12 protein-coding genes and 3 pseudogenes are annotated in these 12,773 nt (G+C 42.9%); 5 read left to right on the forward strand and 10 right to left on the reverse strand.

The genetic code is table 11. The features are described 5' to 3' along the window. Window positions 1-19: 19 nt before the first annotated feature. The 8 genes and pseudogenes from ACTNEW_RS14890 to ACTNEW_RS14925 form a co-directional block, all read right to left on the reverse strand. Window positions 20-415 (reverse strand): helix-turn-helix domain-containing protein, encoded by a 396-nt coding sequence (locus ACTNEW_RS14890; protein WP_441062410.1) that lies wholly within the window; start codon window positions 413-415, stop codon window positions 20-22. Between the two features lie 211 nt (window positions 416-626). Continuing rightward, on the reverse strand, window positions 627-2,021 hold the full coding sequence (locus ACTNEW_RS14895) for an MATE family efflux transporter (RefSeq protein ID WP_441062412.1): 1,395 nt from the start codon (window positions 2,019-2,021) through the stop codon (window positions 627-629). 24 nt (window positions 2,022-2,045) lie between these two features. Continuing rightward, a pseudogene (locus ACTNEW_RS14900) lies at window positions 2,046-2,351 on the reverse strand (class I SAM-dependent RNA methyltransferase); the annotation flags it as partial. A 129-nt stretch (window positions 2,352-2,480) separates the two neighbouring features. Next, window positions 2,481-2,654, reverse strand: a pseudogene (locus tag ACTNEW_RS14905) (peptide deformylase); the annotation flags it as partial. Window position 2,655: 1 nt separating this feature from the next. Next, window positions 2,656-2,838, reverse strand: coding sequence for a hypothetical protein (locus ACTNEW_RS14910; protein WP_441062413.1), 183 nt, complete (start codon window positions 2,836-2,838; stop codon window positions 2,656-2,658). Between the two features lie 233 nt (window positions 2,839-3,071). Beyond that, on the reverse strand, window positions 3,072-3,401 hold the full coding sequence (locus tag ACTNEW_RS14915; protein ID WP_441062415.1) for a hypothetical protein: 330 nt from the start codon (window positions 3,399-3,401) through the stop codon (window positions 3,072-3,074). 59 nt (window positions 3,402-3,460) lie between these two features. After that, the gene (locus tag ACTNEW_RS14920; protein ID WP_441062417.1) at window positions 3,461-4,159 is read right to left on the reverse strand and encodes an alpha/beta hydrolase; all 699 of its coding nucleotides are present in this window, start codon (window positions 4,157-4,159) and stop codon (window positions 3,461-3,463) included. A 500-nt stretch (window positions 4,160-4,659) separates the two neighbouring features. Next, entirely contained in the window at window positions 4,660-6,000 is a 1,341-nt protein-coding gene (locus ACTNEW_RS14925; protein ID WP_015528771.1) for an MATE family efflux transporter, read from the reverse strand. 272 nt (window positions 6,001-6,272) lie between these two features. Between ACTNEW_RS14925 and ACTNEW_RS14930 the strand changes: the two genes are divergently transcribed. After that, window positions 6,273-6,533: an MATE family efflux transporter gene (locus tag ACTNEW_RS14930; protein WP_441062419.1), complete on the forward strand. Its 261-nt coding sequence runs from the start codon at window positions 6,273-6,275 to the stop codon at window positions 6,531-6,533. Between the two features lie 508 nt (window positions 6,534-7,041). On the opposite strand, the pseudogene ACTNEW_RS14935 reads toward ACTNEW_RS14930, so the two are convergent. Further along, window positions 7,042-7,263 (reverse strand): annotated as a pseudogene (locus tag ACTNEW_RS14935) (MATE family efflux transporter); the annotation flags it as partial. Further along, window positions 7,211-7,483 carry a LacI family DNA-binding transcriptional regulator gene (locus ACTNEW_RS14940; RefSeq protein WP_283231857.1) on the reverse strand — a complete coding sequence of 91 codons (273 nt, stop codon included), beginning with the start codon at window positions 7,481-7,483 and terminating at the stop codon, window positions 7,211-7,213. The gene ACTNEW_RS14940 and the pseudogene ACTNEW_RS14935, both read right to left, overlap by 53 nt. A gap of 303 nt (window positions 7,484-7,786) precedes the next feature. Between ACTNEW_RS14940 and ACTNEW_RS14945 the strand changes: the two genes are divergently transcribed. The 4 genes from ACTNEW_RS14945 to ACTNEW_RS14960 all read left to right on the forward strand — a co-directional run bounded on the left by ACTNEW_RS14945 (window position 7,787) and on the right by ACTNEW_RS14960 (window position 12,547). Beyond that, window positions 7,787-8,494, forward strand: coding sequence for a FadR/GntR family transcriptional regulator (locus tag ACTNEW_RS14945; RefSeq protein WP_320855983.1), 708 nt, complete (start codon window positions 7,787-7,789; stop codon window positions 8,492-8,494). 134 nt (window positions 8,495-8,628) lie between these two features. Further along, window positions 8,629-9,759 carry an Ldh family oxidoreductase gene (locus ACTNEW_RS14950; protein WP_009247458.1) on the forward strand — a complete coding sequence of 377 codons (1,131 nt, stop codon included), beginning with the start codon at window positions 8,629-8,631 and terminating at the stop codon, window positions 9,757-9,759. A 98-nt stretch (window positions 9,760-9,857) separates the two neighbouring features. Next, window positions 9,858-11,033, forward strand: a complete 1,176-nt coding sequence (locus tag ACTNEW_RS14955) for an NAD(P)-dependent malic enzyme (RefSeq protein WP_441062423.1) — start codon at window positions 9,858-9,860, stop codon at window positions 11,031-11,033. A gap of 299 nt (window positions 11,034-11,332) precedes the next feature. Continuing rightward, the gene (locus tag ACTNEW_RS14960; protein ID WP_441062424.1) at window positions 11,333-12,547 is read left to right on the forward strand and encodes an IS256 family transposase; all 1,215 of its coding nucleotides are present in this window, start codon (window positions 11,333-11,335) and stop codon (window positions 12,545-12,547) included. The last annotated feature ends 226 nt before the right edge of the window (window positions 12,548-12,773 follow it).

A 12,773-nucleotide genomic window follows, 5' to 3' on the forward strand; every position in this document is an offset into this window, starting at 1 on the left:
ACAAACTGGAATTTTCACCTTACTGTGGAAAACCATACAAACTAACATAAATAATCAAAGAAATAACATCAATCAAAACAATTTCTCCAAAAATAATTGCAGCAATCTTCAATCCCTTTTTTGCCTTCTTCTTGTTTTCATCAGTTAAGACTTTTTCCTTTAGTTTGATTGCAATTTCTGACTTAGAGGAAGCTTCTCCTATTTGAGTTGGTACTTTATCCATTACTAGCTCATCCAAAGAAATTTCGAACATATCACTAATAGCAATCAGTTTTTCCATATCAGGTGTCGAGTCCCCCTTCTCCCAACGCGAAACAGCCTTGGCACTTACACCCAAACGTTCCGCCACATACTCCTGAGTCAACCGTTTTCCCTGTCTCAGCTTTCTGAGATTCTTTGTAATTGTTTTATTCATTCTATGCTCTCCTTTTTATCCTTCGCAAATCCGACGCGCCATCAAATTTACTTTTTCCAACATTAAGAAGACTTCTTGCCCTTTATGATACAGGAAACTCTCCAAACAATCCTCCTCTTAATTTAAGGGGAGGACTCCCAAAAACCGAGAGTCCTCCAACACATTTATATTTAGTTCCCGGCAACACTTCCGTAAAGCATTCCATCCATCCTTACGCTTCCCGTACCTTCCGGAACGGATTCCACCGTCCCTTTGCATAGCAAATCAAAAACAGCACAAACAGGAACAGATTGTGCGCAATCATGCACGCCCAGGCTGCCACCAGCCCCAAATCAAAGAAGCTCGTACAAATAAAGGTTCCTACGATGCGCACCAGCCACATGCCGACGATGTTGTATACAAACGGCCGCTTCGTCTCGCCCACGCCCTGCATCATGCCCTCCATAATAATGGAGAAGCCGAAGAACGGTTCCGATACCGCCACCATCCGAAGCACTGTGGTTCCGAGGCGAATGATCTCCTCCGAATCAGAAAAGATACTTACCAGCGCCGGTGCCGCAAAGAATAACGCAGCTCCCGAGAATATCATTAAAGCAATTTCAATCGGGAAGAACATCCGTGCCAGCTCTTTCAGGCGCTTTTCATCGTTGGCTCCATAGGCATTGCCCGCCAAGGTTGCTGCCGCCGTTTGCATACCGTAGCCCGGAATGTAAAAGGCGGATTCCACCGTATTGGCAATGGTATGTGCCGCCGTGGACACATCCCCCAAAGCATTTATCATAGACGCAAATGCCACATAGCCCAGGGATGTCCCGAAGCGCTGCAGCATATTCGGCATGGCCACCCGCAGACAAGGCTTTATAATCTTCATATCCGGCTTTAAGGACTGTCCCTTCGGAGACACCGACGGGTGCCGCCAAAGTACAATCGTAATTAATATACCTCCTACGATATAAGCAATGGCACTGGCCACCGCCGCACCGATCACGCCAAGGTCCGCGCCCCACATGGTAAATGTAAAGGAAAATACCGTAAGCTCTCTGGTGGGATAAATCAGTAAAAAGTTCAATACCACATTGACAAGATTCACCACCACACCGATTTTCATCGGTGATTTCGTATCTCCCGCCGCCCGGAGCACCGTACCGAAAATGGTACTGGCTGTCCGGAATAACATCGGCAAATATAAAATCAGGAAATACTGTCCTGCCAAATCCCGGATTCCTTCATCCACTTGCATCCATTTCGGAATCTGTCCGGACAAGCCTACCGTTATCACCGTAACCACGATACCTACCGCCAGCACGGAAAGCACCGCCTGAGAAGCGGCCCGCTTAGCAGAGTCTTTTTCTCCGGCTCCCAGCGCCTTTGCAATAAACGCCAAAAATCCCACGCCCACTGCAGAGATGGTACTACCCACCAGCCAGTTCAACGTGGTGGTGGCGCCTACCGCTGCCGTAGCCTGGGTTCCCAGACTACCTACCATAGCAGTGTCGATATATTGCACGGCAGTCTGCATGAGCTGCTCTAACATGGTAGGCCATGCCAGCGCCCAAATCACACCGGCCATACCGAAATTGAGCCGGCGTTTTTTACTCTGTTCCATAACTAAATCCTCTTTTAATTAGTCCTACTGCTCCGGCTTTTTCTTCGGCGGGCGCAGTCCCATAAACTGATAGAAATAGGTCTTTAACATACCGTTGTAAATCTTGCGGTTCTTGTCCGCCTGACGACCGAAATACTTCTGGACCTCCTCGTAGGAGGTAATCATGTAACAGGACCATCTATCTAATCCCGCAAAGGCCTTTCCGAACTCCTGATACAGGCCAGGCAGAGCCCTTTTCTCCTCCAGACGCTCGCCGTACGGCGGGTTCGTAATGACAAAACCGTACTTTTTCGCATGGCTTAACTGACTCACCGGACGCTGCTGGAAATGTGTATTCATATTTTTATAGGCAATTTCTGCACAGAATTTTTTTGGATATCCTCTGTCCAGTAAAGCCTTGTATAACTCATCAGTTCGTTCCGATGCCATAAGCAGCCACTCCAGTAATTATAAAATTCATTAAATCAAAATTCCTTCCAGATGATCCAGCTCATGCTGACAGATCTGTGCCGGCCAGCCACTGAGTTTCTGCCGCTGCTTTTTCCAGTTCATATCATAATATTCTACTTCGATATTTTCATATCGTGTCGTTTTTCTTACACCGGAAAGAGACAGGCATCCTTCCTCCATGTCATCATCTCTTTTTCTGTGAGTTACTGAATTCATCCATCATATAAGAAGATCCGGTAACCTCCCCAAATGCATCCTGTTTTCTTTTTCTTTTTTCCCTTGCATTTTCTTTCAGCATATCATTCTTGATTTTAATCTGTTGATTCAGACAACCAATCTGATCCATTACTTCATCATATAATTTCAATTGTTCAGAATCTGCAAACGGGAGGAGATTTTTCAAGTGTCGATATCTTTCTTCGATCAATTTCTTCCTTTTTTCTTAAACAATCCCATTTGATCAATCCCTCCGAACTATATAGTGATTATATCAACAAAATCATATTTCTACATGTAAACCTGTTCTTTACTGTCAGGTATCTTACAAAACGAAAAAGCAGGAATCACCTCGCCCGCTTACCCGTTAATACATAATGTGTTTTATTCGTGCTCAGATTTATTACTGAAATAATACCTGTCAAACTCCATCATGTTCACCAGCCTGAAATCATCTAAAAATAAAGCTAGTGTGATCTCCGGACCGATCTCTGGTATCTCATGCCCTGGTACGATAAGGGATGCCATTTTCACTGGGGAGATCACCTTGTGTTCAGGATTTATTCCATAAAAAGATACTTTACCGCCATCCTTTCTAGGTAATGTAACACCTTTTGCCTCTGCGCCAAAATGCCGGATGATACCAAATGCCTCTTCCTTTTTACATTCCAGTAATATCGGGAATGATCCCATAGCCCATTTGTATGCTTTCATATTGCCTGCTCCTTTTCATTTATACGTATAAATCGTGGACCGATTGCTACAAAATATGTTCACTTCATGGGGTGCGTCTGCTCCAACAGCCACTTTATACCTTTTGCAAGCCGCTTCTCCGGTTCTGCAAAATGCCCGCCGGAATTCCATTCCAGTACCGTGGCAGTTACATTAGTATCCGCCTTTAAGATATCTTCCTGCATTCTCGTCCGTTCACCGACCTGTGCCATGATGCGATTCTTTGTTTTTTCTTCTTTTTTGCCAAGACTTAAGTACACATTTACTGGTGCCACTACCTGATGAGAAGCTACATAAGCATCCCACCCAGGGAACCATAACGAACCAGAACAGCTTGCGATCCCTGAAAACACATCCGATTCATATGCTGCCCAGAGTGCAAAAAGACCCGATAAAGAATATCCGATCAGGAACTGCTCCCTGTTATCGCCCAGTTGTGCCTTCATATGTGGGATCAGTCTATCTGTCAGCCAGGAAAGCATTTCCCTTCCCTGACCAAGAAACTCCTGATCACCAAAGACAGCCAGAGTTTCCCACGGAGAAAAGTCCCTGTTCCAGTCATCACAAAGAAATGCCACAAGAACATATTCCCTGTCAGGAAGTTCCATTTGCAGAGCCGTAATGAGACTCTCCACCTCATCTTCCTTATGTAAAAATGTTCCCCAGAATATAACAGGTCCTGTACTTCCCACCTCGTGGATGAAGCAGTTCCTTTCCTCGATCCGGCATCTCACTGACATATCTTCCTCCTGCGCTGTTTCCATCTCTCTTTCATTATCTTGCTCTCCCTGTAGGCAAAAGTAACTTTCCTTACTGATGCTGCGTGAGTTTCCCTATCTAGAAGAAGCCCGGCCTCCGCATCTTCCTTGCTTCCCCGGGCTCTTTCTCTATAGATTTCTCTATTTTTCTGTGGGTTATCACTCCTATACAGGCCGTCATTCTTTTCAATGATTTTTCTGTATTAATCATATACTATCATATATTTTATTATAAGCTTACAAAAAATCATTATTTTTTATACGAAAAACTGAGAAAATTTGAAGGAAAAACTGCCTAGAAAAAAATGCGGCTGAAAAAATCCAAACAAGGATTTTTTGCGGCCAAAAACAGAAAGTATTTATCAAAATAAAAATATCCTGAACAAGTTGCAGAGCCAGAAAGCTCTGTAACTGTCAGGATATTTTTGTTTGGTGCTGTCAGCTCTAAAAAACGTTATTTACCGACAGCTCCCTGTTTTGTTTTAATGATATTTATGCATCCGTACATAATAGCTGATGCATAAGATCACAGTGGCTCCGCTCCATGCTGCAATCTCTGCAAAGAAAATACCGTCCTGTCCGATAAAATGGGGAAGGATCAGTGCAGCACTGATACGCATGACAAATTCAGCCATACCACTTACCATAGGCATTAAGGTATCTCCCAGCCCCTGAAGTACAGATCTGTACACGTACAGGAAGTACAAAACCCAGAGCATGGCAGCCATAATAGAAAGGTATTTAAAAGCAATTGCCAATACCTGCTGTGTCTGCTGCGGTTCACCTGAGATGAAAAGTGAGAGAATATTTTTTCCAAATAAAAACATGGCAGCAGAAATGATCAGTGAAGTAAGCAGGGAAAGCAGCATACTGCTGCGGACGCCTTTTCTGATCCTGTCAATCTTTCCGGCTCCCAGATTCTGACCCACATAGGTAACGATGGCATATCCATAGGAAATAGCAGCCATTTCCAGCAGACCATAAAGCTTGTTTGTAGCTGTAAATCCTGCTACAAAAAGGAAACCGTAGCCATTGATCACATACTGGACTACCAGACCGCCCACACCGATGATGATATTCTGAAATACAACAGGAATACCAAGCTTCATCAGGCGGGCATTCATGCCGGAGGCAGGCATAAAATCTGCTCTGGTCAGATGAACGATATCAATTCTGCGTAAAATCAGGAAACAGTAAACAGCGGAGAAGCTCTGTGCAATCACAGTTGCGATTGCTGCTCCTGCCACACCCCATCCGAAGCCTGCCACAAAAAGGATGTCCAGTGAGACATTCAGCACAGATGCGATGATCATTGCGGTCAGCGGTGTTTTACTGTTTCCCATAGCCCTTAGAGCAGAGGCAAACATATTATAGGCTGCTGTAGCGGGGATTCCACAGAAAATGATGCGCAGATATAACAGAGACATTCCGATAATATTGGAAGGTGTATGCAGCCCTGTTAATACCAGCGAAGCAAATGACTGGCTGAGAATCAATACTCCGGCTGCGATGAATGCGGTCAGCCGGTAACTGTGAGCCAGAGATTTACGCAGATTTTCGAAATCCTTTGCCCCATAATACTGGGAGAGTTGAATAGAAAATCCCTGAGTGAGTCCTGTGGATATTCCTGTGACAACCCACATCAGAAAGTCAACAGCACCCAGTGCGGCAAGAGCCTCCACACCTGCAACCTGGCCAACAACCATGGTATCCACCATTGTATAAAGCTGCTGACAGATATTTCCCAGCATCAGGGGAATTGCAAAAAGAATGATCAACCGTCCCGGTGAACCGGAGGTCATATCCTGAATCTTGGTTTTCATTAGTATAAAAGGTCCTTTCCGGAGCATATTTGAAAAAGTTTAGAAATGATTATTCGAATATGCCCTGATATTTACATTGATAATTTTAAATCATTAACGTGAAAAATGAAATATAATATTTCATCAGAATGATATAAATTTATCAATACCTGCTATAAGCAGCATGTTGTTGAAATTATTATGCATAGCGCCTGAGAGGAGTTTTTGATTGCTATTTTTTAAAATACAGATATATAATAGAAGGCAAGTCTTTACGGAAGGAGACAAGAATTATGCTGAAAAGATTCACTAAAAATGTAACCCAGAGTGTTGCCGGAATGATCGGGATTTCCGTTTATGTTCTGGCAGATACTTTCTTTATATCTGTATATTCCGGTGCTGACGGACTGGCTGTTCTCAATTTGATCCTTCCGGTTTATGGACTGATCTATGCGATTGGGGCTATGATCGGGATTGGTTCCGCTACCAGGTATGCCATAAGCAGGGCAAAAGGAGAAAATACAGAACATTATTTCGTACAGTCAGTAACCTGAAGCATACTGGTTGCAGTTCCATTTATGCTGATCGGAATTTTTATTCCGGACAAAGCATTGGCTTTGCTGGGTGCAGATGCCGGACTGATCGGACTCGGAGAACGGCTTACCAATTATTTGTAAGAAAAGAAAAGCAGGAATGGAGTTGCCCCAAAGCTAACCATTCCCGCTCTCTTTCTATTCCGTCGGCATTTGTATTATTGCCAGAATTTCCCACTCTATTCCAGAGGTCGGGTGTGGGCAGCGCCCACAAAAAGCAATTAATACAATGCTTTATTTGTCATGCAAAAAAATCAAAAAAGATGTATAAACTCTTCTCACATGGGCATACTGTAAATAGAAAGACAGATTCGACAACACCAAGATCTTTAAGTTGACAGCAAAATTTTACATATCCAATTCTTATCAGAAAGATTTACTTTCCAAAGACACAAGATTTTTTACGCCCTCAAAAGCTTAGATTTTTGTCTTGACAACTGAACCACCATAAAATCCCGAAAGAAGTAAATCAGCATAAACTAATTATCCATTTACGCCTTCTAAAGATAATTAACGATACAGCAAGCCTGAATAATTCCTCCGTGGTAAGCAAGGTATAAACACCAACAATTCCCCACTTGAATACATATGCTGCAAGCAGACATAGGGGAATTCCAATACACCATGTGCCAACAATATCAATAATCATAATGATTTTGGTGTTGCCGCCACTTCTTATAATTCCTCCGCCAAAATGTGGAATCAAGCATAGGTAACAGGATGGCAACGGAGAATGATTTGGCATTACGCAGTCCTTTGGCTATATTATTAGGATGAAAGTCAAGTTCTTTGATTGCTTCTTCTATCGCCAGGCGTGTGCTTTCTTTTACTGTTTTGCCATTAATGTATTTGGAAACAGTACCTACAGAAAGACCGGCACGAGCTGCAACATCACGTATTGTTGAGGCCATAATAACGCCTCCCTTCTTAATGCGATTGGCTTATAAAAATATTAGCATAATTGCAGAAATTATTTAACGCTGTTAAAGATGCATATATTCCTTAATGAATCCTGTGATTGCTGTTCGCTCCGTTCACAGCAACTTGGTCAAAATCCATTCCACTTGCTGTAAACTGTCAGGAATGCTATATTATAAGAAATATCTGTCGTACTGTACAGTTGTACCAAAAATAAAATGTATGGGAAAGACGGTGAAAAAATGATACCGCCTGTAAGAATACACGGACGGAAATGGGATGTGGAGGAATGGAGCATGTTTAAAGAAATTAGAGATGAACGGGCTTTCAACGGGATTTTAAATCAGATTATAGAGAACATTCAGAATGGCAGTCTCAAAGCGGGCGATGCCCTTCCGGCGGAGCGGACAATGGCGGAGATCATGGGAGTATCCAGACCGGCAGTCAGAGAAGCTTTGAGAGCACTGGAACTGCTGGGAATAGTCAAGCCGGTGCCGGGAGGCGGAAATTATATTACGGAGGACCTGGATACCTGGCTGATCGAACCTTTATCCATACTTTTTAAATTAAATAATGGATATCTGCGCCAGAATCAGCAGTTCCGTGCGGCACTGGAGCGAGAAGCGGCAATTCTTGCGGCACGAAAGTGCACACCGCTGGATGCAGCAGAATTATGGGTGATTCTTGCACGGCTGGACGCCGCAGAAGATGAAAAGATACGGGGTGAACTGGATCGCGAACTTCACAAGAAGATTGCAAAGATCGCAGATAACCCTATGGTTTACAGTGTCCTTGCGGCAGCAGATCAGCTTACTGAGAATATTGTTTCCGGGACGAGAGACTACATTATGAAAAAGAATAATTCTGTCAGAGAGGTTGATGACCAGCATCATCGGCTTGTTAAGGCAATCATCAACGGAGATGCAGAACAGGCGGAACGATGTATGTCTGAACATATGGATACGATTGAACGTTATATGGAAGAAATGCAAAAAGAATCCTGAGAAATTTTGGGCATTTTTACAGAATAAATTGATATGACCTCTATTGCATTTTGGTAATACCAGCGGTATAATTAAAATATAAATTGGTAATGCCAATAAATAAAACCGGCAACACCAGAAGGAGGGACGAAACAATGGGATATGTGAAATGGTCACATGAGACACTGAATCATTTTTGCGGAGACGTATTCAAGGCGTTTGGTTTTACAGAGGAAGAAAGCAATCAGATCAAGGATGTGCTTCTTACGGCTGACCTTTATGGAATAGAAAGTCATGGCATGCAGAGAATGGTGCGTTATCATAAGGGAATCGAAAAGGGAACGATCCATCCGCAGGCAAAGCCTGAAATTGTATTTGAAACACCGATATCTGCAGTGATTGATGGTCATAATGGAATGGGACAGCTTATTTCCGTTTATGCAATGAAAAAAGCAATCGAAAAAGCCAAAAAGACCGGAGTTGGAATTGTAACTGTCCGTGAGTCTAATCATTTCGGTATCGCCGGATATTATGCAAAGATGGCGTGCGATGAGGGACTTCTGGGAATGGCCTGTACAAATTCAGAGGCTATTATGGTTCCTACGTTTGGCAAAAAAGCCATGCTTGGATCAAACCCAATCGCAGTAGCTATGCCGGCAGACCCGTATCCGTTTTTCTTTGACTGTTCTACCACGGTAGTTACAAGAGGAAAACTCGAAATGTACAATAAAATGGAGAAACCACTTCCGGATGGATGGGCCCTGGACAAAGATGGTCATGCAAGTACAGATGCACCGGATGTCCTTTCCAATATTGTTGCAAAGAAGGGCGGTGGAATCATGCCCCTTGGTGGAAATGAAGAGGTTACAGGAAGCCACAAGGGATATGGATATGGTATGCTGTGTGAACTATTCAGTTCCATTCTTTCTATGGGTGTTACTTCGGATCATTGCTGCACATTCCCGGATAAAACAGGAATCTGTCATGGATTTATGGCAATCGATCCGGCTGCATTTGGTGATCCTCAAGCAATCCGCAGACACTTTTCAGAATACCTGGAAGCTTTGAGAGAAAGTCCGAAGGCAGAAGGCAAAGATCGTATTTATACACATGGTGAAAAAGAAGTTTTGGCAGAAAAAGATAGAAGAGAGCATGGATTACCTGTAAACGATAATACGATGGTCGAACTTGCTAATCTGTGTGGATATCTCGGACTTGACTTTAATAAATATTTTGATGGATATGAGCTTCCAAAAGAAAGCAAATTCTTTACCGGTAATTATTAATAGATTAGAAGATTGCTGTGAACGGAGTGAACAGCAACAATAGAAGAGTCGAATGATACGGTTTCGCAAAATTTAAGATACCAGGGAGGACAATAGAAATGGATTATGCAAAAGAATCTTTAAGACTGCATGGAGAATGGAAAGGTAAGATTGAAGTTGTAACAAGAGTACCTGTAGAAAATAAGGATGATCTGTCACTTGCCTATACACCAGGTGTTGCACAGCCTTGTCTCGAAATCCAGAAGGATGTGGATAAATCTTATGATCTTACCAGAAGATGGAACATGTGTCTGGTAGTAACTGACGGTTCAGCTGTTCTTGGACTTGGAAATATCGGACCAGAGGCCGGAATGCCGGTAATGGAAGGAAAATGTGTACTTTTCAAGGCATTTGGCGATGTAGATGCATTCCCTCTTTGTATCAAGAGCAATGATGTAGATGAGATCGTTAATACAATTTATCTGATCTCCGGTTCTTTTGGCGGAGTAAATCTGGAAGATATTTCAGCACCGAGATGTTTTGAAATTGAGAAGAAATTAAAAGAAAAATGTGATATCCCGATTTTCCACGACGATCAGCATGGTACAGCGATTATCACTCTTGCCGGTCTGACCAACGCACTGAAGGTTGTAGGAAAGAAAAAAGAAGATGTTCGTATCGTTATGAACGGAGCAGGAGCTGCTGCAATTTCTATTGCACGTCTCCTTCTGACAGCAGGATTCAAAGATATCACTCTCTGCGACAGAAAGGGTGCAATCTACGAGGGACGCCCGGAAGGCATGAATCCGATCAAAGAAGAAATGGCTAAAGTTACTAACCTGGCTAAAAAATCCGGTTCTCTTGCAGAGATGCTGGTTGGCGCTGATGTATTTATCGGTGTTTCAGCACCGGGTGCTGTTACAACAGAGATGGTTAAGACCATGAACAAAGATGCAGTTGTTTTTGCATGTGCGAACCCGACTCCGGAGATTTTCCCGGATGATGCAAAGGCAGGCGGAGCAAAAGTTGTTTCCACAGGAAGAAGTGATTTCCCGAACCAGATCAACAACGTACTTGCTTTCCCGGGAATCTTCCGTGGTGCATTTGATGTGAGAGCAAAAGAAATCAATGACGAAATGAAATTGGCAGCGTCTGAAGCACTTGCAAATCTGATCATAGATGAGGAACTTTCTCCGGAGTATATTATTCCGAAGGCATTTGATAAGCGAGTAGGACCAGCGGTAGCCAAAGCGGTTGCTGAGGCAGCAAAGAGAACCGGTGTAGCTCGTATTTAAACGAGATACGCAGGGGTAACACCGGAAAGTCATGAGACTGCACTGAAGGTCATGAAAGCGTGTCAGATAGAGGTTGTCGAATGAACGGATTACAAAAAGATATAGAATAAAGCAAAGTAGAAGGGCTGTCGGTTAATATCACATTTCGGCATCCTCAGTAGCAATTGAAAGGATCCCTGCAAGGACAAGGCTTGTTAGCCTTCCAGGTAGTGTAAAATAGTTTGTGTTTCTGGTAAAAAATGGCTCCTTTTTGGTAAGAATACAGATATGACTATTCTTATCGAAAAGGAGTATTTTTTATGGCAGTTGCAAAGGAACAAATTCGACAGATTATCTCTGAAAACAACATTAGTAGCGTTGCTGATGTATATTCTCTTCTAAAAGACAGCTTCAAAGATATTCTGCAGGAGCTGATGGAAGCCGAATTGGATGCAACCCTCGGTTATGAAAAAAATCATAAAGGAGACCTGCAGACAGACAATAAAAGAAACGGACATTCCACCAAAAACTTAAAAAGCCAATATGGGGAATTTCAGATCGATGTACCAAGAGACCGCAACGGAGAGTTTGAACCGAAACTGATCCCTAAATATCAGAGGGATATTTCCGGGATTGAAGAAAAAGTAATCTCTTTGTATGCACGTGGTATGAGTACACGTGACATTCATGATCAGCTTCAGGATCTTTATGGAATTGAATTATCAGCTGAAATGGTCAGCAAGATCACAGATAAGATTATTCCTCAGGTCAAGGAGTGGCAGTCCCGTCCTCTGAACCCGGTGTATCCTTTTGTCTTTATGGATTGTATTCATTACAAAGTTCGGGAGGATGGCAGGATCTTAAGCCATGCTGCTTATGTTGTTCTTGGTGTTACAGTGGAAGGGTATAAAGATATCCTCAGCATCACAGTAGGAGCCAATGAAACCAGCAAGTTCTGGCTTGGAATGCTCAATGATCTGAAGAATCGCGGAGTGAAGGATGTCCTTTTCTTCTGCGTAGATGGCCTTCCCGGCTTTAAAGAAGCCATCCAGGCAGTCTATCCGCAGGCAGAGATCCAGAGATGTGTCATTCATATGCTGCGTAATTCTTTCAAGTATGTAAACTATAATGATTTGAAGAAGTTTTCCTCGGATTTCAAAGCAGTATATAATGCACCAAATGAAACAGCGGCTTTGTCGGAATTGGAGAACATTAAGGAGAAATGGGGAAAGAAATATCCCTATGCTATCAGCAATTGGGAAAATAATTGGGAAGATGTAAGTTCCTTTTTCCAGTTTTCTAATGATATCAGACGCATTATGTACACGACCAACATCATAGAAGGATTGAACCGTCAATACCGGAAAGTCACGAAAACCAAGAGTGTATTTCCAAGTGATGCAGCGCTGGAAAAGATGCTGTACCTTGCCAGTGAAAATGTAATCAAGAAGTGGACGCAGAGATATCGGAACTGGGATCAGGTATTGAATCAGCTGATTGTCCTGTATGGAGAACGGCTTACCAATTATCTGTAAAAAAGGAAAAGCAGGAATGGCGTTGCTCCAAAGCTCACCATTCCCGCTTCCTTTCTATTCCGTCGGCATTTGTATTATTGCCAGAATTTCCCGATTCTATTCCAGAGGTCGGGTGGACAGTGTGAAATAATCTCTGTAAATCCAGATTTTCTATGATAATTGAGTGGGCTTGGGAGCGGTTATCCGCTTACAAGCCCTTGATTATTTTTATCAAAAACAAGATGGT

Source organism: Blautia sp. HCP3S3_G3, from assembly GCF_052063365.1.
Classification (GTDB): Bacteria; Bacillota; Clostridia; order Lachnospirales; family Lachnospiraceae; genus Blautia_A.